This is a genomic window from Marinobacter sp. (assembly GCF_040882185.1).
GTDB lineage: Bacteria > Pseudomonadota > Gammaproteobacteria > Pseudomonadales > Oleiphilaceae > Marinobacter.
Genome location: NZ_JBBEBW010000014.1, coordinates 62,880 through 80,964, shown reverse-complemented (window position 1 = coordinate 80,964; position 18,085 = coordinate 62,880). Strand labels below are relative to the sequence as shown.

General features: G+C 54.9%; 18 protein-coding genes. 14 read left to right on the top strand and 4 right to left on the bottom strand.

What is annotated here, in order from left to right; genetic code table 11:
* Positions 1 to 208 precede the first annotated feature (208 nt).
* Positions 209 to 1,249: a 3-deoxy-7-phosphoheptulonate synthase gene (locus tag WEB64_RS08865; protein ID WP_368060256.1), complete on the top strand. Its 1,041-nt coding sequence runs from the start codon at positions 209 to 211 to the stop codon at positions 1,247 to 1,249.
* 91 nt (positions 1,250 to 1,340) lie between these two features.
* Positions 1,341 to 2,798: a dihydrolipoyl dehydrogenase gene (locus tag WEB64_RS08860; RefSeq protein ID WP_368060258.1), complete on the top strand. Its 1,458-nt coding sequence runs from the start codon at positions 1,341 to 1,343 to the stop codon at positions 2,796 to 2,798.
* 10 nt (positions 2,799 to 2,808) lie between these two features.
* On the opposite strand, the gene WEB64_RS08855 is transcribed toward WEB64_RS08860, so the two are convergent.
* On the bottom strand, positions 2,809 to 3,078 hold the full coding sequence (locus WEB64_RS08855) for a DUF2061 domain-containing protein (protein ID WP_368060260.1): 270 nt from the start codon (positions 3,076 to 3,078) through the stop codon (positions 2,809 to 2,811).
* Positions 3,079 to 3,326: 248 nt separating this feature from the next.
* On the opposite strand from WEB64_RS08855, the gene WEB64_RS08850 reads away from it, so the two are divergent.
* Positions 3,327 to 3,800 carry a Dps family protein gene (locus tag WEB64_RS08850; RefSeq protein ID WP_368060262.1) on the top strand — a complete coding sequence of 158 codons (474 nt, stop codon included), beginning with the start codon at positions 3,327 to 3,329 and terminating at the stop codon, positions 3,798 to 3,800.
* 42 nt (positions 3,801 to 3,842) lie between these two features.
* Here the strand turns inward: WEB64_RS08850 and WEB64_RS08845 are convergent, their stop codons facing one another.
* The 3 genes from WEB64_RS08845 to WEB64_RS08835 form a co-directional block, all read right to left on the bottom strand.
* Positions 3,843 to 4,967, bottom strand: coding sequence for an NAD(P)/FAD-dependent oxidoreductase (locus WEB64_RS08845; RefSeq protein WP_368060264.1), 1,125 nt, complete (start codon positions 4,965 to 4,967; stop codon positions 3,843 to 3,845).
* 14 nt (positions 4,968 to 4,981) lie between these two features.
* The gene (locus WEB64_RS08840; protein ID WP_368060266.1) at positions 4,982 to 6,298 is read right to left on the bottom strand and encodes a class I SAM-dependent methyltransferase; all 1,317 of its coding nucleotides are present in this window, start codon (positions 6,296 to 6,298) and stop codon (positions 4,982 to 4,984) included.
* A 198-nt stretch (positions 6,299 to 6,496) separates the two neighbouring features.
* Positions 6,497 to 7,564 (bottom strand): PA0069 family radical SAM protein, encoded by a 1,068-nt coding sequence (locus WEB64_RS08835; RefSeq protein WP_368060268.1) that lies wholly within the window; start codon positions 7,562 to 7,564, stop codon positions 6,497 to 6,499.
* A 298-nt stretch (positions 7,565 to 7,862) separates the two neighbouring features.
* Between WEB64_RS08835 and WEB64_RS08830 the strand changes: the two genes are divergently transcribed.
* From WEB64_RS08830 to WEB64_RS08780, 11 genes are all read left to right on the top strand, one after another.
* Positions 7,863 to 8,870, top strand: coding sequence for a glycosyl transferase family 90 (locus tag WEB64_RS08830; protein ID WP_368060270.1), 1,008 nt, complete (start codon positions 7,863 to 7,865; stop codon positions 8,868 to 8,870).
* A 112-nt stretch (positions 8,871 to 8,982) separates the two neighbouring features.
* Positions 8,983 to 9,687 (top strand): response regulator transcription factor, encoded by a 705-nt coding sequence (locus tag WEB64_RS08825; protein WP_368060272.1) that lies wholly within the window; start codon positions 8,983 to 8,985, stop codon positions 9,685 to 9,687.
* Positions 9,684 to 11,003, top strand: coding sequence for a sensor histidine kinase (locus WEB64_RS08820; protein WP_368060274.1), 1,320 nt, complete (start codon positions 9,684 to 9,686; stop codon positions 11,001 to 11,003). Before WEB64_RS08825 ends, WEB64_RS08820 begins: the two co-directional genes overlap by 4 nt.
* Positions 11,000 to 11,776: a TSUP family transporter gene (locus tag WEB64_RS08815; RefSeq protein WP_368060276.1), complete on the top strand. Its 777-nt coding sequence runs from the start codon at positions 11,000 to 11,002 to the stop codon at positions 11,774 to 11,776. Before WEB64_RS08820 ends, WEB64_RS08815 begins: the two co-directional genes overlap by 4 nt.
* Positions 11,777 to 11,907: 131 nt before the next feature.
* Positions 11,908 to 12,279 (top strand): VOC family protein, encoded by a 372-nt coding sequence (locus WEB64_RS08810; RefSeq protein ID WP_368060278.1) that lies wholly within the window; start codon positions 11,908 to 11,910, stop codon positions 12,277 to 12,279.
* A gap of 107 nt (positions 12,280 to 12,386) precedes the next feature.
* A complete protein-coding gene (locus tag WEB64_RS08805; RefSeq protein WP_368060280.1) occupies positions 12,387 to 13,307 on the top strand; it encodes a lysophospholipid acyltransferase family protein in 921 nt (306 codons plus the stop codon).
* Positions 13,308 to 13,419: 112 nt separating this feature from the next.
* Positions 13,420 to 14,364, top strand: coding sequence for a phosphate/phosphite/phosphonate ABC transporter substrate-binding protein (phnD, locus tag WEB64_RS08800; RefSeq protein ID WP_368060282.1), 945 nt, complete (start codon positions 13,420 to 13,422; stop codon positions 14,362 to 14,364).
* 93 nt (positions 14,365 to 14,457) lie between these two features.
* Positions 14,458 to 15,276, top strand: a complete 819-nt coding sequence (phnC, locus tag WEB64_RS08795) for a phosphonate ABC transporter ATP-binding protein (protein ID WP_368060284.1) — start codon at positions 14,458 to 14,460, stop codon at positions 15,274 to 15,276.
* Complete coding sequence (phnE, locus tag WEB64_RS08790; protein ID WP_368060286.1) at positions 15,273 to 16,082, top strand: phosphonate ABC transporter, permease protein PhnE; 810 nt, start codon at positions 15,273 to 15,275, stop codon at positions 16,080 to 16,082. The genes phnC and phnE (WEB64_RS08790) overlap by 4 nt, the downstream gene beginning before the upstream one ends.
* Positions 16,079 to 16,888, top strand: coding sequence for a phosphonate ABC transporter, permease protein PhnE (gene phnE / locus WEB64_RS08785; RefSeq protein WP_368060288.1), 810 nt, complete (start codon positions 16,079 to 16,081; stop codon positions 16,886 to 16,888). The genes phnE (WEB64_RS08790) and phnE (WEB64_RS08785) overlap by 4 nt, the downstream gene beginning before the upstream one ends.
* Positions 16,889 to 17,028: 140 nt before the next feature.
* A complete protein-coding gene (locus WEB64_RS08780) occupies positions 17,029 to 17,946 on the top strand; it encodes an HAD-IIA family hydrolase (protein WP_368060290.1) in 918 nt (305 codons plus the stop codon).
* The last annotated feature ends 139 nt before the right edge of the window (positions 17,947 to 18,085 follow it).

The window sequence follows — 18,085 nt, the reverse complement described above, 5'->3', positions numbered from 1 at the left end:
GGCGGTTTTTGCGCCTGTGTTTTCTTGGTGGTTTGGATATGGCTTTTATTTTAGCCAGCTCCCGGGCCGCCCGTAAGATCTTCACCGACTGATTAGCGAGGAAGGCAGCCCGGAGACAACCCAGGCTGCCACCGGACTCAAAAAGCCCCGACTGGTAGCCCAGCCGGGGCTTTTTTGATTCTGACCCAGGGAAACAGGAAAACGGATAATGAACATACCCATGAACGCCGAGAGGATAGAGACAGCGCAGCCCTCGGAGCATGTTTCGGTGTTACCGACGCCCCGGCAGCTACGGATGGAGTTGCCTGTTTCACCGCTGTTGGCAGAACAGATCGGCCGACACCGGGAGGCCATTCGGCGCATTCTGCACGGAGAGGATCACCGGCTTTTGCTGGTGGTTGGGCCTTGCTCGATTCATGATGAAGTGGCCGCCCTGGAATACGGAGAGCGTCTGGCCGCATTGTCGGACGAGGTAAGTGACCGTTTCCTGATTGTTATGCGGGCGTATCTGGAAAAGCCGAGAACCACCGTGGGCTGGAAGGGGCTGTTGTACGACCCGGAACGCACCGGCGAGGGGGACCTGAATCAGGGCCTGGTGCGTTCAAGACGTCTGCTGCTGAACCTGGCATCACTGGGCTTGCCATTGGCTACCGAGGCACTGAACCCGATGGCCATGGACTATCTGGAAGACGTTATCAGTTGGACCGCGGTGGGGGCCCGAACCACCGAATCCCAGATTCACCGGGAGATGGTCAGTGGTTGTGCGATGCCCGTTGGGTTCAAAAACGGCACAGACGGCAGTATCGGAATGGTGATTAATGCGATGAAATCGGCGGCGCACAGCCATCACCGGTTTGGTCTGAGTTCGGCCGGGCAACCGGCGATGATCACTACCGCAGGCAACCAGGACACTCACCTGGTATTGCGAGGCGGTCGGGGAATGACCAATTACGACGCCAGCAGCATTACTGCTGCTACGGACTTGCTTGGCGCTGCAGGAGTGAGTACTGCTGTGATGGTGGACTGCAGTCACGACAACGCCTGCAAGCAGGCAGAGCGTCAACTGGATATTGCGCGCGATGTGATGGCCCAGAAAAAAGCTGGAAATACCCACATACGTGGGCTGATGCTGGAAAGCTTCCTGGCATTTGGCCGTCAGAATGACAGTGACGAGCTGCTCTATGGTTGCTCGATTACAGACCCCTGTATTGGCTGGGAGCAGACCGAGTCATTGCTGCGGTCGCTGTGATTCGGCTCAAGCGGTGATCAGAACCGGCAGGTTTCGTCGTATGCAGGCTATAGTGAAGTCGTAGAGTGACCTTTTATCAGGAGACCACAAGGTGGAACAGCGCAAAGTTGACGTAGCGATTATCGGATCGGGAACCGCAGGCATGGGAGCCTATCGTGCTGCCCGGACGCATACGGACAATCTGGTGCTGATTGAGGGCGGTCCCTATGGAACGACGTGCGCGCGGGTTGGTTGTATGCCGAGCAAGCTGCTGATTGCCGCTGCCGAAAGCGCCCATAATGTCCACAAGGCACCTTTATTTGGCGTGCATACGGACGGTGTCCGTATCGATGGTAAAGCGGTTATGGACCGGGTGAAACGAGAGCGTGACCGGTTCGTAGGCTTCGTTATTGACGCGGTAGACAGTTTGCCAGCAGAACACCGATTGGTCGGCAATGCCCGTTTTCTCAGTGCGCATCGGCTGCAGGTGGGGAACGATCTCGAAATTGAAGCGGATCGCATAGTGATTGCCACCGGCTCCCGGCCGAATATACCGGACTTTCTAAAAGCGGCGGGTGATCGCCTGGTCGTCAATGACGACGTATTCGAATGGGACGATTTGCCAGCGTCAGTCGCGGTATTTGGTCCCGGAGCTATTGGTCTCGAGCTTGGTCAGGCGCTTAGCCGTTTGGGTGTTCGGGTACGCATGTTTGGTGTCAGCGGCTCGGTTGGCCCGATCAGTGATAAAGGCATCCGCGAGTACGCCTGCAAAACGTTCAACGAAGAGTTCCAGTTCGACCCGAATTCGGATGTGACGGACGTATCATCCACCGACGATGGCGTCGAGATCACGTTTAATGATGCCAGCAAAGGGGAGCTCACCGAAACCTTCGATTACTTGCTGGCCGCCACTGGTCGACGGCCGAACACTGATCATCTGGATATCCAGAACGCGGATATCCAGAACGCGGATATCGAGCTGGATGAGCATGGCACGCCGCTGTTTGACAAATACACCCTGCGTTGTGGCATTAGTCATATATTCATCGTTGGCGATGCCAACAGCGACACTCCGCTGCTTCATGAGGCAGCCGACGAGGGTCGAATTGCCGGTGATAATGCTGGTGGATATCCCGACGTCCGGGCAGGCTTGCGCCGTGCGTCCCTGGGCGTGGTGTTTACCGAACCTCAGATAGCCACGGTCGGGATGTCTATCGAGCAAGTCGAGGACCGATACGAGGGTAGTCACGCTGTTGGAGAAGTGTCGTTCGAAGGTCAGGGTCGAAGCCGCGTGCTGGGTAAGAACCGGGGGATGCTGCACGTCTATGGCGAGCGTGGCACAGGCTTGTTTTTGGGAGCAGAGATGTTCGGGCCAGCGGCAGAGCACATCGGCCATTTACTGGCTTGGGCTGTCCAGAAACGAATGACCGTTAGTGAAATGCTCGATATGCCCTTTTACCACCCAGTCATCGAGGAAGGCGTCCGCACCGCCCTCAGGGACTTGAACCGTAAACTTCAGATTGGCCCGAACCAGGTTGAGAGTTGCATGGATTGCGGGCCGGGTGCCTGAGCCGCCTGCCTCAGAAGGCGTTCGCCGTTTCGCAAGCAGCCTTCTGTTCTGCAGCGTTTTTTTCACTTTTGGCCCACAGTTTTTCGTGGAAGAAATAAGCCACGGTATTGATCGCAGGCTCTACCAGGGCGATAAGGCTACCGATGAGAATGTCCCCGGTCAGCAAGTAGGCGACGGTAAATGCGACTGTGAAGTGAGTGGCAGCAAACGTGATGGTTTTCATCAGCGAGTTATCAGGTTTGCCATTTTTGGTCTTCAATAGCGGCTTCAATACGCCCATGTTTCTCTCCATGCTTGATGTCCGTCTGAATCCCATTTAACGCTAGTTGATAATCATTGTTAAGTAAATTGTATTTCGATTTGCAATAGCTTGAGTTAATCGAGCGCTGAGCTATTGAATTTATCGAACGAGGCCACAAAGATATAGACAGGCTATGGACGGGATTGCCGGTCTAAACTTCATCGGCTGCGGTGTTCGTTTTACATTGAGCGTTAATATAATCCGCTCGGAATTATAAGGAGTGATCTATGGGTACTAACTTTATTGGTTTAGACACCGAAAAAACAAAGAAACTTGCCGATTCATTGAATGAATTGCTTTCGAACTACCAGATATTTTACATGAATGTTCGCGGTTACCACTGGAATATCAAGGGTGACAACTTTTTTGAATTGCACGCCAAGTTCGAAGAACTGTACGACGACCTGCTGCTCAAGATCGATGAGATTGCTGAGCGGGTGCTGACCTTGGGGCATCGCCCGGCTCATGCCTACAGCACTTACATCGAGCGGTCCGACGTTCCTGAGCGCAAGGATGTCCAGAGTGGTAAGGAAGCTGTGGAAAATATTGTTGAGAGTTTCGCCAAGCTGATCGGCAAACAGCGTGATCTGCTCAACCTTGCTGGTGAGGCAAGCGATGAAGGTACAGTTGCGCTGATGAGTGACTACATTTCTCAGCAGGAGAAAACGGTCTGGATGTATCGGAGTTATCTGGGTCAGTAAAGCCAGTCAGACCCGAAGTATCGTGGCGAATGGCTTAAAGAGCTACAGAGCCGATTCCAGCGGTGGTACTTCTTGATGCAAAAACCACTTCTCGGTCACCACTTTGCGGGTAAACCATTGGGAACGCATCAGCCCGCTGGCCAGGGAGATCTTTACCCAGTCCGGGATCTGCCATCCTGATTGCTCGTTCAGGGTGCGGGTGCCAAAGCGTTCGGAAATCGCCTCTCCATACCGTTGCAGGCTGCGGGCTGAGGAATCAGGCACACGCCGAATCACGTCTGCGGCTATCAGTGCTGACTCAATGGCGGGGCGAATGCCCTCGCCGCTTTGGGTATACGCGAGCCCGGCGGCATCACCGATCAACATCACGCCTTCGTCTACCAGGGGTCGCTCGGCGTGGGCGTAGAGCAGGTAGGCATGCCCCTTGAAACGGCCGGGCAGATCGGCAGGGATTCGGCCCTGGACCTTCATGTCGTTCACAAAGTCATTGAGGTGGTCCGTCAGCCGGTGGTTGTCCTCACGGCCGAGGCCGATATTCAGGAAATTCCCTTTTCGGAAGATCCAGGCGTAACCTTTCAGGTCGCGGCAGAACCAGAGTTCCGGGGTGTCGCCCCGGGCCCGGCAAACGCTGGCCTGGGAGGCTGTCATTTCGAACTCGATCTCCTTTGCAGCTACCGCAGTCTCATGGCTGCCGGGGCCTTCGCCCAGTTTTTTTGCCACCGGGCAGAAATGACCGCCCGCTCCGATCAATAGCGGGGCTTCGAAGGTGTCATTGATTACCCAGTTGCGACCTGTCTGTTCGATGGTTTTAACGGGTGTCTTTAATTGCTTGTCAGCCTTCACACGGTCGAGCAGATAGGCGTCAAACTCACAACGGCGAATGCCGTAACTGACCGTTTCGCCATGGTCGTTGTCGACAGGCGCCTGGCCCATCATGCCGATCCGAAAAGCACTGATAGGTTGTAGGGTCCGACCCCGGGCGTAATCATTCTGATCGATCTCCAGCGTATCCATCACCGCTGGCGTAACCCAGCCGGCACAGGTTTTATCACGAGGAAAATCCTGTTTGTCGATAATCAGCACCCGTTTACCGCTCTTGTCCAGTGACCACGCAAGCGTAGACCCCGCTGGGCCTGCGCCAATTACGATAATATCGTAGTGCTCCATGGGGGTACTCCGTATCAGCAGGACGCAGGCGCAGCGGGAGAGCTGTAGAGATGTCCGCGGGTCGGCAGCAGGTTGTTGTTATCACCGTGGGTGAACACTACCTGGAACAGCTGCAATGAGCCGGCCCTAAAGGCCGCAATGGAGCCCGCGAGGTACATGTGCCATGCCCGGGTGAAATGGGCGTCATACAGGTCAGTGACCTGGTCCTGGACACTTTCAAATCGTTCCATCCAGTGGTGCAGGGTGGCGGCATAATGCAGCCGCAGATTCTCCACATCCAGCACCGAGAAATCACCGCTTTCACAAATACCCATGAACTCGCCGATGCTGGGCGGGTAGGCACCGGGGAAAATACGCTTCTCGATCCAGGCGTTCATCAGCATCGGGCGGTTGCGGCCGATACTGTGTAGCAACGCCATACCGCTGGGCTTGAGTGAGCAGCGGATCACCTGGGCCATCTCGTCGTAGTGGTCCTTGCCGACATGCTCCAGCATGCCGATGGAGACAAACGCGTCGTACTGGCCCTCGATATTGCGGTAATCGTCTTCTATGTATTTGATCAGGTGGCTCAGGCCCTGTTTTTCGGCCTCCTCGCGGGCAAAGGCCAATTGCTCCCGGGAGATGTTATAGGCATGAACTTTCACACCGTATTGGCGGGCCATGTAGCGCGCCAGGCCGCCCCAACCACAGCCTGCCTCAACCACAGTCTGACCGGGCTGCAGCCGTAGTTTTCGGCAAACGTGTTCTAGCTTTGCCAACTGGGCCTGCTCCAGGGTCAGGTCGGGGCTTTCATAATAGGCGCAGGTGTATTGCATTTCGGCGTGGTCCAGCCACAGTTGGTAAAACTCGTTGCCCAGGTCGTAATGGTGGTGAATATTATCCTTGGCATCTGACACGCTGGTGGATCGTGGGTTATGGTTACGCCAGATTGCCTCAAGCCATTTTGGCCATTGCTGTTTAGCTTTGTGCACCGCGCGATATAGCGCTGTCATCAAGTCTGAGAGATCCCCCTCGACTTTCAAGCGGCCGGAGCTGTAGAGGTCGCCGAATGCCAGGTTGGGATTGCTGACCAATTGATAGAGCGCTTTAGGGTCGGTCAGCCGGAGAGTGAAATTGGCGGCGTTGCTAGTCGATTCAATGATTTCATCGTTCCATAACTGAAAACGAACAGGCGGATTACCTGCCATTCTCAGCAACTTTGCGATCAGCCAGCGTTCGTAGCTATGAGGCTGGCGGTCTGTGCTTTCCCCGGGAACCGGTGCAGACAACTTATGGGTTCGGTTGGAGGGTTGCTCCTGCAGAGTGTCCGCTTTGGTGGTGCTCTGGCGCATAAGTCCTCGCTCCCTGATGTTCGCTGGTACTCATTTTTTCGGTAGATTTCGTTTAAACGGGTCGATATAGCGACTTCCCGATGCGATACCGATAACACCAGACTTCAGTATAGAAACTGGGTGATGTTTGTCACGTAGCTAGCTAAGCTTTTTATTATTGGTTTCTGAATTATTGATCAGAATCAAAAGCGTAGGTCTTTAAGGGTGCAGCAGGCTCAATTGCTGGCCCCCAGGGCGTTGAAACAGATCGGTTCGCAATGGTTCGGCCTCATGGAGGTTCATTCCCAGTGCCCGGGCCTTGCGATTGAAGCGCTGGCGAATCAGTTCCGCATAGGGGCCCTGGCCGGTCATGCGGTTTCCAAACGTGCTGTCATAGACTTTGCCTCCTCGCAGGTCGCGAATTCGGTTCATTACATGGCTGGCACGGTCGGGAAAGTGACGCTGCAGCCAATCTTCAAACAGTTCTGCAATTTCATGGGGTAGTCGCAGCATAATCCAGCTCGCCCGCGTGGCGCCTGCATCATGAGCAGCGTCCAGGATCGCTTCCAGTTCATGATCGTTCACAAACGGTATCACCGGGCCCAGGATGATGCCGGCTGGCACGCCAGCAGCGGTCAACTCCCGCAGGATACGTAATCGAGTCGCGGGTGCTGCCGTGCGGGGCTCCATGCGCCGCTTTAAATCGTTGTCCAGCGTGGTCAAGCTGACCCGCACCGAGCACAAACCGCTGGCGGCGAGTTCTGAAAGCAGGTCCAGATCCCGCAGGATTAAAGCGCCTTTGGTGATGATAGTCACCGGATGGCGGTACTCCAGTAGCACCTCCAGCAACTGCCGCGTAATGCACCGCTGTTTTTCGATGGGCTGATAAGCATCGGTATTTACGCCAAGCGCAATCGCTGAACAACGGTAACCAGGTTTGTCGAGTTCCGCCCGCAGACGTTCGGGAGCGTTCGGTTTGGCAATCAGCCGGGTCTCGAAATCCAGACCGGGAGACATGTCCCAGTAAGCGTGGGTGGGACGGGCAAAGCAATAGATACAGCCATGTTCGCAGCCGCGGTAAGGGTTAATCGACTGATCAAAGGGCACATCCGGTGATTGGTTGCGACTAATGATGGTTTTCACCATCTCCTCACTGACCGATGTCGCCAGACTGTCAGGGTTGAGATCGTCCTCCGGCGCTTGATACCAGTCATCCTCCACTTGCCGGTCCGTGACAATCGGCTGGAACCGATTGTGTGGGTTGCTGCCTGTGCCGCGTGTTCGCATAAAACCCCCGTGTTCAGACGAAGACTCTGAAGTTATTCCCGTGCCGGGCATCATTTCAAAATCGGGCCGATTAAAGCTGTATGTATATACAGTATCAATAGTACGGCCGTTCTTTCTGCAAGACAAGCCGACAACCGTCAACAAACTGAAGCAAATCAACCGTAGGGTAGAGCGGTGTTTGATGAATTTTTGATCTTTTTCTGAGATTTCCGTGAGCAGGCATTGGGTACGCTGTGAATCGAAGAGAGTACTTCGACCTTATTGGTGAGCGATACCGTAAACCCGGGGAGCAGGAGTGATGACAATAGACAGCGAGTTCATCAGGCGATTACGCAAACTGGCGTATTACGTGCGCAATGGGTTGTGGCGGCTTGTTCCGAGAGAGGTATGGCAGGGACGGCGCCGGATTCTGATGGCACAATTCCTGCGTTCTAATTCTAGTCCCGATGAACAAGCGATTATTGAATCGCGGGTGGCGTATTATAATCAGCTGAGCCATCCGTTCTCGGTGCCAGACAATGCGGAGAGGATATCTGACTTTTCCGCCCGAGGTAAAAGCAGCGCCTACAGTGGCGATCTTCGTAATCTGATTCGCTGCTTTCCGGGTCACCTGCAGGTCAGCTATTTGTTTGGCGATATCACCAAGGTTCCGGCGACACCCCAGTTTCTGAAAAGCCGTCCTGTCAGGAGCGATCGCAGCAATGCCAATTCAATCCTGTTGAAACTGAATACGGTACGCCATTACTGTTTTTTCCGGGATCGCATGGCCTTTGCTGATAAGAAACCCCTGGCAGTCTGGCGCGGTAAATCCAACCAGCCCCATCGGGTTGAGTTTGCCCAGCGTTATGCCAGCCACCCGCTTTGCAATGTGGGCTGTGTATTGCACAAGGAAAGGCAACCGGAGGCTTACCACAAAGAATTTATGAGTGTGGATGAGCAGCTTCATTATCAGTTTATCGTGAGTGTGGAAGGCATTGACGTTGCGACCAACCTGAAATGGATCATGGCTTCCAATTCCCTGTGTCTGATGCGCCGTCCCCGTTTTGAAACCTGGTTTATGGAAGGCACCCTGGTGCCTGGCTACCACTACGTGCAACTGCAGGACGACCATTCCGATCTTGTTGAAAAAATGGAGTATTACCGCCAGCACCCAGAGGAAGCGGAGGCCATTATTGCCAACGCCAATCGTTACGTCGCTCAGTTCATGGATGCCAGGCGCGAAGAGTTGATTGCCTTGATGGTGGTTGAGAAGTATCTGCAACTGAGCGACCAGCGTTCGCCACAGGGTAGCCAGTTGGGCGTTTGAGCACTCGCGCAAGGCGCTGGCCAGTTTGATGCACTTTCCTCTTTGGCAGACTATAGTACTATCCCGATAGAGTCGGGTTCGCCAATAGTCGGACTGAAGTGGAGGCACAAAAGTGCATACCCGTGTATTAATTGTAGAAGACCAGACCGCGTTGGCGGAAAACCTTCTTGAGTTTCTTGGTGAAGACCACTACAGCCTGGATTTTGCACCAGACGGCCTGACCGCACTGCACCTGATTGCCACCCATACCTACGACGTGATTGTGCTGGATATCATGCTCCCCGGACTGTCTGGATTGGAAATCTGCAAACGACTCCGCAAGGATATGCAATCCAGCACGCCGGTTATTTTCATGACGGCACGGGGCGGCTTGCAGGATAAGGAAGAAGGGTTTGAGCTCGGTGGCGACGACTATCTGGTAAAACCGTTTGCGTTACGGGAGCTGCAATTGCGCATTGACGCGCTATCGCGGCGCAGGATGTCCGACACTGGTCAGTTACGAGCGGGGATGCTGGTTTATGACCCTGGCACACTCGAGGCCAGCCTCGAAGGCAGCGGGACAGTCGAGCTCTCCGGTACGGCAAGCCGGATATTCGAAGTTCTCATGCGACATTATCCGCGTTTCGTCTCCCATGAAATGCTCAGCACGGTGATCTGGGGTAACGACGAAGGCGATACCCACACGCTGAGAACCCATGTCTACGCGCTGCGTAAAACCTTGCAGCACACTCTGGGCCAGTCCCTGATCAGAACCATCCACGGCAGAGGCTACCGTCTGGAGATGCCCGGCTCTGAAAAGACGGACACGGCCCGGTGAAGGGGTCGCTCGCCAGACGTATTTTCCGCACCGTTCTTGCGATTGGTGTGATCAATGTCATCGTCACGCTGGTTGCTACCGAATTTATCTATGAAGACATGGAAGAAACCAATCTGTACATGGGGCTGGCTGAAGAAAGGGCGTTCTTCGAGAGCCGCATCGATGCAGCCAGGACGTATTCCTGGAATTCCGCGCTACTGACAGTGTTTTTTGTACCCGAGGGGGCAGTGGGAGATGTCCGGCTTCCAGAGGTGTTTCAGGGGTATCCCATTCCCTATTTCGACGAGGAAGATCCGGGTTCGAAGTCATATCTTATATCCATTGATCGTACCGTTGACCCGCCAGGAGTGCTTTATCTGGCCCAGGATATTACCTTGCTTGAAGACCGGGAAGACACCCTGCAAGACACCGGCGTGACGGTTTTTGTGCTGGGCATGTTGTTGCTCAGTTACTTACTGGCACGGCTGGGAACAGGGCGTGTTGTTCGCCCTTTGAGGAACCTGTCGCGGCAGATCGGTGAGATCAAACCGGAGCGCGCTATAAAGCATCTTGACACCGACTACGCGGATCAGGAGCTGGAAGATATTACCAAGGTGCTCAACAGGCTGCTCGAAGCACTGGATGCTTATGTACAACGGGAGAAACGTCTGGTGAGTATGGCAAGCCACGAATTGCGTACGCCCATTGCGGTCATCGCGGGCGCTCTGGATGTGATCGAACAGCGTAACTCGCTGGATTCAGCCAATTCGCTGACCATGGAACGCGTACGCCAGGCAACCGATAAGATGCAGGCTGACGTCGACGCGTTGTTGAAGCTGGCGCACCGATCACCAACCGGGGGTGGTGTCACTAATAAGATCGATTTGGATGCCAGCATACGCAGCGTGGTCCGGGAACTGGAAAACAGCGTTCCTCAGCATGTTGGACGAGTTAGCTATAATGCGAACACCTTGTTAGACGGGACCTTACAAGCGGACCCATCCCTTGTGCACATGTTATTGAGAAACCTCATACAGAATGCGCTTCGCCACACGTCCGGCCCTGTGGTGGTCAGCTTGACTGCCAGCAAACTGAGTGTGTCAGATGCTGGCACCGGACTACCTGTCCATATAGTGGAAAGCCTGGAATCAAAGGGACAAACCGAGGCTATTTCTGAGGGCGGGCTAGGGCTGTTTATCGTCGGCCTGATCTGTGAGCGGCTCGGGTGGCGCCTAAGTGTTCGACGTAGTGGCCCCACCGGTACTGTTTTTGACCTGGCGTTCGGGGGTAACATGCCCGACTCAGACGATAGGCAACCGACCAATACCATCCTATGACGGATCTCTCATTTGTTCAGTATGTGCTCATTGCCCTGATTTTTATCTGGAGCGGGTTTGTCCGCTCCGGGTTGGGATTTGGCGGGGCCGTATTGTCGTTGCCGTTTCTGCTTCTGGTGGAAAACCAGCCGCTGGTGTATCTGCCACTGATTGCGGTGCACCTGCTGGTATTCTCCTCGCTCACGATCGTACTGAATAACCGTAAACGCAAAGCGCCGGGCCAGCCGATGGTGGGTACGGTGGACTGGTCTTACTTGTGGCGAATTCTTGCCATCATGATCGTGCCCAAGATGATCGGAGTGTTGGGTCTGCTGACCCTGCCAGCCAATATCATGAGCGCTATTATCTTCTCCATTGTGGGGCTTTACTCCATATCCTATATTCTCGACAAGCCATTTCGCAGCAACAGCAAGCTGGTGGATGGTGCGTTTCTGATGCTCGGTGGGTATATCAGCGGCACCTCGCTAATCGGTGCACCCCTGGTCATCGCGGTGGTGGCACAACACCTGCCGAAAGAGAAATTGCGGGATACTCTGTTCGCACTCTGGTTTATTCTGGTGACCATCAAGATGGCGGCGTTTATCTATGCCGGAGTGGATCTGCAACTGATACATCACCTGTGGCTGCTGCCCTGCGCCGCTATCGGCCATGTGGTAGGCCTGCGTTTCCATGAACGTATGCTGACGGCGGAAACGCCGGTCTTTTATCGTTTGCTGGGGGCCACGTTGTTGCTGATTAGCTGTATCGGGCTATGGAGAGGGCTGGCTGGTTAGTGGTTGCTGCGAGTCCCAGTACGGGCCAGATCAATAGTGGACTTTGTAAAGCTAATGGGCGTAGAACATCAGGCACGGCATTGGTTAGCTTGCCGCGTGACTGACTCCCACTGATAACAAGGACAATTTCAATGATCGGATATGTAACACTTGGCGTTAGCGACATGGCGAAAGCCAAGACATTCTACACCGAACTGCTGGCGGACCTGGATGCCAAACTGCTGCTGGATATGGACCGCATAGCGTTTATTGGCAAGAACATGAAAACCCCGATGCTGGCCGTATGCAAACCCTACAATAATGAACCCAACCATCCGGGTAACGGCAACATGGTGGCTTTCAATCCGGGCTCGAAGGAATTGGTAGACAAGTTCTATCATAAAGCCATCGAGCTGGGTGCCATCTGCGATGGCGAGCCGGGCCAGCGCATTCCGAACCAGTTTTACGGCGCCTACATCCGTGATCCGGATGGCAATAAAGTCGCCTTCTTCCACTTTGGCTGATTAGATTGTCGGGCGCCGGGCCAGCCCGTGCTGGCGCCTGTAATCGAAGGCAGCTCTGTGCCATTATTGCAGCCTGACTTTCAAAGACTGCAAAAGCGATCTTCTCCATGAATCCCGATCACCACAAACGTACCCGCCCGCTGTGGCATCCAGCTCTATTGCCCTCATGGCTTCTGGGCGGAGTGCTGTATTTGCTGGCGCAACTCCCTATGGCCGCTAAACAGCGCTGGGGCGCCGCTATTGGCCGACTATTGAATCGACGCCTGAAATCCCGCGCACAAGTGGCCCAGACCAATATTAAAGTCTGTATGCCCGAACTGGACGCCAAAGCCCGCGATGAACTCGTAGAATCCTGCTTTATCGCCTGTTCCCGGGGTTTCCTGGAAAGCACCCACGCCTGGTGGCGGGATATGACACCTTACCTGGATACCACGGAAATTTTCGGCCTGGAACACGTTGAAGAGGCCAAGGCCCGTGGCACGGGTGTGTTGTTGATTGGCGGGCATTACAGCATTCTGGATTTCGCTCTGCCCCTGATCGCCTGCAAGCTGAACAAGCCTGGGTACATGTACCGCCCCAATAACAACCCGGTGATCGACCACATCATCGAAAAAGGCCGCCGCCGGCATTTCAATATCCAGCCATTTACCAAGCGGGAAATGCCTGAAATGATGGCGTTCCTGAAGGATGGCGGGCAGGTCTGGTACGCTTGTGACCAGGATTTTGGTAAGAAGAACAAGCTATTCACACCCTTTTTCGGGGTAGACGCGGGCTGCATTACCATGCCGAGCCACCTGGCTCGGGAGTCCGGTGCGGCAGTGATTTGTGTCAGCCATCTGCGTACACCAGATGGACGCTATCAGGTGGTATTTTCTCCCATCCAGGAAGGCTTCGGCGAGGATGATCATCGGGATGCTGCAGTCTGGAACGGTTTTATCGAAGCCACCATCCGTCAGTATCCAGACCAGTACCTGTGGTTACACAAGCGTTTCAAAAGCCGTCCCGAGGGTGCAGAAAAGGTTTATTGAAGCGGGTCGGGAGAGGATCCACCGACTTGATGCTTCCAGCATTGTCACATAAACATAACAATCTATAGTTAGTGTCTGGTTGATGACTATTTCATGACCGAGGGACACTAACATGAAGACATTGACAACCCTGACCTGCGCCGCCCTGATGGCTCCGGTACTCGCCCAAGGCGCTTTCAAACTGGATTCCCGATACAGCGACCAGGACGGCGATCTGATTGCGGATATTCCCGCGAAGTCGGAGCAAGTCGATCCTTCCACACTGATCTTTGCCTACACGCCGGTGGAAGACCCCTCGGTGTATGCCGATGCCTGGTCCGATTTTCTCGATCATCTCTCCGAGCAAACCGGCAAAAAAATCCAGTTTTTCCCGGTCCAGTCCAATGCGGCGCAAATCGAAGCCATGCGGGCGGGACGTCTTCATATTGCAGGGTTCAATACCGGGTCAAACCCCATAGCGGTGGCGTGTGGTGGATTTCGCCCGTTCACCATCATGGCTTCCGCTGATGGTTCGTTCGGCTATGAGATGGAAATTATTACCCATCCTGACTCCGGTATAAGCGATGTTGAGGGGCTGAAAGGTCGGGAGTTGGCTTTCACCTCCCAAACCTCGAACTCCGGGTTCAAGGCACCGTCTGCGATCCTGAAAGCGGATTATGGCCTCGAGCCGGAGAAGGACTTCAAACCAGTTTTTTCCGGTAAGCACGATAACTCTATTCTGGGGGTTGCGAACAAGGATTATGACGCTGCAGCAGTTGCCAACTCCGTGATGGCGCGCATGCTGGACCGGGAGGTAGTAGATGAGGACCAGATTGTGTCGCTCTACAAGTCCCAGACCTTTCCCACCACAGGTTACGGCGTTGCCCATAACCTGACACCAGAGCTGCAGGAAAAGATTCAGCAGGCGTTTTTCTCCTTCGACTGGGAAGGTACCTCGCTGGAAGAGGAGTTCTCCAAGTCAGGAGAGGCGCAGTTTATTCCCATTACTTTCCAGGAACATTGGGAAGTCATTCGTAAAATTGATGATGCCAACGGTGTGGTTTACAACTGCCAGTAAAGACCTGAAACGCCAACCTTCGTCAGTAGGCTGGTCATGTCGGAAGACGTGGTCGGCTCACTGATATTTTATTATCAGCCATGGCCATAGACTGTGCTTGAACTCGAAGCCTTGACAAAAACCTATAAAACCGGCGACCGGGCACTGACCAACGTCAGCTTCGCAGTCCCGGCAGGACAGGTAGTGGGTCTGATAGGCCCATCCGGCGCCGGTAAATCGAGCCTTATTCGTTGTATCAACCGCCTGGTTGAGCCGACCGCTGGCAGCATTCGCCTCGGTGATACGGAACTGACCACTTTGAACGGCCGGGCCTTGCGTAAGGCTCGACGGCGTATCGGCATGATTTTTCAGGAATACGCCCTGGTCGAGCGTCTTACGGTGATGGAAAACGTGCTGTCTGGCCGGTTGGGCTATGTGGCTGGCTGGCGCTCATTCCTGCGCCGCTATCCCCAGGCTGACATTGATCAGGCCTTTGGATTGCTGGATCGGGTGGGCCTTGGTGAGCATTACAACAAACGGGCGGATGAACTCTCCGGTGGCCAACGTCAGCGGGTGGGTATCGCCCGGGCTCTGGAACAGAACCCGGAGTTGCTGCTGGTCGACGAGCCAACAGCGTCGCTGGACCCGAAAACTTCACGCCAGATCATGCGGCTGATCCAGAGTGTCTGCCGGGAAATGAATCTGCCCGCCATTATTAATATTCATGATGTTGTCCTGGCACAAAACTTTGCCGACCGGATCATTGGTTTGCAGGCGGGTCAGGTGGTCTTCGACGGCGCACCCTCAGAACTCTCCCACCAGGCCCTCACACGGATCTACGGTGCTGAGGACTGGGCCCAGGTGCAGCAGACCAATGAGTTGCAAGTTAGTGAGGCTGAACTCAGCGAAGCCAAAGTACTGGAGGGTTTGTGAGCACGGCGGCAACTTCGGCCAGAACCTGGAAGCGCCCCCCGGTATTGCTGAAAAACCCGCGCTGGCGCTGGGCCATTCTGGTGGGCGGTGCGGTGTATCTGATTCTGGCGATCAGTTCGGTCGAGGTGAACTGGGTTCGTGTTTATGAAGGGTTGGAGCGCGGCTGGCGCTTTGTTCAGGGGTTTCTGGTGCCGGACTTCACCTCGCGCTGGAAGGATATCCAGACCGGGCTGATCGAAAGCCTGACCATGACCCTGACCTCCACCGTAGCGGGGGTATTGATCTCCGTACCCATCGGTATCGGGGCGGCCCGCAACCTGGCGCCTGCGCCAATCTATATGCTATGCCGGAGCATAATCACCATCTCCCGTTCATTCCAGGAGATCATTATTGCGATCCTGCTGGTCGCCATGTTCGGATTCGGACCCTTTGCCGGGTTCCTTACGCTGACGTTTGCCTCCATCGGCTTTCTCTCCAAATTGCTGGCGGAAGACATCGAAGACTGTGACAACGCCCAGCTTGAAGCTATTCGCGCAACCGGAGCGGGTTGGTGGCAAGTGGTCAATTATGCGGTTCAGCCCCAGGTAATGCCGCGGTTGATAGGGCTGTCGTTGTACAGGCTGGACATCAATTTCCGGGAATCGTCGGTCATCGGTATCGTGGGCGCTGGCGGGGTGGGCGCCACGCTAAACACCGCCATTGACAGATATGAGTATGACTCTGCGGGGGCCATTCTGATTATCATCATCGCGATTGTTCTGGTGGTGGAATACTCCTCATCCTACATCCGGCGGTGGGTCCAATGAGCTCTGGAATCCACCCAAAAGTCTGGCAGTTTCATACCCCGAAACAACGCCTGCTGCGCTGGGTCGGCTGGTTCTGGCTGGTAGCGCTGACGGTATTCTGCTGGAACCTGATGACTGAAAACACCATCTGGGCGTTTGTGGCGGACGCACCCCGGCAAGCTTCTGATATCGGTGGCCGGATGATACCGCCGCGCTGGGGCTATCTCAGCGAGCTTTGGCAGCCGCTTTGGGATACCTTGAATATCGCAACCCTCGGAACGCTGATAGGTGTGTTCCTTGCCGTGCCGGTCGCCTTTCTGGCGGCGGGTAATACCACCCCCAGTCGCTACCTGGTCCGGCCTTTGGCGTTGTTGATCATCGTGACTTCCCGTTCCATCAATTCGTTAATATGGGCTTTGCTGCTGGTGGCCATTATTGGCCCTGGCCTGTTGGCTGGCATTATCGCCATTGGCCTTCGATCCATCGGCTTTGTTGCCAAACTGCTTTATGAGGCCATTGAAGAGATCGACGAGAGTCAGGTCGAAGCTGTGAGGGCAACGGGGGCCTCCGGCGCTCAGGTCATTGATTATGCCGTGGTGCCACAAATCCTTCCGGCGTTCTGGGGCATTTCAGTGTTTCGATGGGATATTAACATCCGCGAGTCCACGATTCTCGGGCTCGTAGGCGCAGGCGGGCTGGGTCTGCAACTCCAGTCGTCTTTAAATACACTGGCCTGGAACCAGGTAACCGTGATATTTCTGGTGATTCTGGTGACGGTGGTTGTCTCCGAGTGGGTGTCTGCCAAAGTGCGGCAGGCCGTGCTCTAGTGTCCCGTCTGGTTAATTCGCAGTAGGTCAACGAATTAACCAGACGGGACACTAGCTCCGTGACCTCAATTTATTCCAAACCATCGCGACTGAGGTCGCTCCTACGGGGGCTATTGGCGCGGCCGCAGCAGGAACTTGCCATGATGGCACCTTCAACGCTTTGGGCATTTGAGGCATACCAGCGCATTCGCTCGCGGCTTCCCGAATCAAGAGGAACAGCCGTTGAGCCAAAATCGGTGGTTTCCCTGGGTGCCATTTCGAATCATTTCGATGGCTTTATCTTCGATGCGTTTGGTGTTCTCAATGTTGGCAATACTGCGTTGCCCACGGCCAGGGCCCGGTTCCACGATCTGCAGGCGATGGGAAAGCGGTGTCTCGTGTTATCGAATGCTGCCACCGTGCCGCAGCAGCAATTAATTCAGAAGTACCGCAATCTGGGTTTTCCGATTACGTCCGATCAGCTGATTTCCAGTCGCATGTTGGTGAGCGCTGCCTTGAGTGGCGAAACGGACCGGACCTGGGCGGTGATGGCGCCGTCGTGGGCGCGCGCTGACCAGTTGCCCTGTCGCAGCTTTCTCATTGCCAATCAGGATGTGGAAACCAATCGGGAGCGACTTGATAACGCCGATGCCGTGCTGATGCTCAGTACCCAGGGTTGGACCGACCGGTTGCAACAAGGGCTGATTGATAGTCTTCGTCGCCGGCCCCGACCAGTCTGGGTGGCGAATCCCGATCTGGTTGCGCCCCGTGAAGATGGCCTTTCTCTCGAGCCCGGGCATTATGCCCACCACCTGATGGATACGAACGGACTCGAGGCGGTGTTTTTCGGCAAACCCTTCAGCAATGCCTTCGATGCCGCCAAAGCCAGACTGGCCCACATACCGGCTTCCAGGCTATTAATGGTGGGCGATACCTTGCACACCGATATTTTGGGGGCCCGCTGCGCAGGCCTGAGCACTCTGCTGGTAACGGCCCACGGCGCTCTAAAGGGGCTGGATGTAAACGCCTGCATGGCAACGTCGGGTATCTTTCCGGATTTCATCGCTCCCGAAATCTGATCCTGATGCGACCCTGGGCGCCTGCAATTTCTTCACTATCAGCACACCGCACGCCAGCCATCCGTCGGAAATGAAGCCAAGGGCATTAACCTCCCGTATAGACAAATTCACTCTCAACCGTAAGCTGTAGCCATCGAAG

Coding starts and splice junctions, on each gene's coding strand:
- WEB64_RS08835 (WP_368060268.1), bottom strand. CDS start 7,564: ATGCGAACACGCGGCACAGGCAGCAACCCACACAATCGGTTCCAGCCG.
- WEB64_RS08845 (WP_368060264.1), bottom strand. CDS start 4,967: ATGGAGCACTACGATATTATCGTAATTGGCGCAGGCCCAGCGGGGTCT.
- WEB64_RS08830 (WP_368060270.1), top strand. CDS start 7,863: ATGACAATAGACAGCGAGTTCATCAGGCGATTACGCAAACTGGCGTAT.
- WEB64_RS08850 (WP_368060262.1), top strand. CDS start 3,327: ATGGGTACTAACTTTATTGGTTTAGACACCGAAAAAACAAAGAAACTT.
- WEB64_RS08810 (WP_368060278.1), top strand. CDS start 11,908: ATGATCGGATATGTAACACTTGGCGTTAGCGACATGGCGAAAGCCAAG.
- WEB64_RS08855 (WP_368060260.1), bottom strand. CDS start 3,078: ATGGGCGTATTGAAGCCGCTATTGAAGACCAAAAATGGCAAACCTGAT.
- WEB64_RS08805 (WP_368060280.1), top strand. CDS start 12,387: ATGAATCCCGATCACCACAAACGTACCCGCCCGCTGTGGCATCCAGCT.
- WEB64_RS08780 (WP_368060290.1), top strand. CDS start 17,029: ATGATGGCACCTTCAACGCTTTGGGCATTTGAGGCATACCAGCGCATT.
- phnE (WP_368060288.1), top strand. CDS start 16,079: ATGAGCTCTGGAATCCACCCAAAAGTCTGGCAGTTTCATACCCCGAAA.
- phnD (WP_368060282.1), top strand. CDS start 13,420: ATGAAGACATTGACAACCCTGACCTGCGCCGCCCTGATGGCTCCGGTA.
- WEB64_RS08840 (WP_368060266.1), bottom strand. CDS start 6,298: ATGCGCCAGAGCACCACCAAAGCGGACACTCTGCAGGAGCAACCCTCC.
- WEB64_RS08815 (WP_368060276.1), top strand. CDS start 11,000: ATGACGGATCTCTCATTTGTTCAGTATGTGCTCATTGCCCTGATTTTT.
- WEB64_RS08865 (WP_368060256.1), top strand. CDS start 209: ATGAACATACCCATGAACGCCGAGAGGATAGAGACAGCGCAGCCCTCG.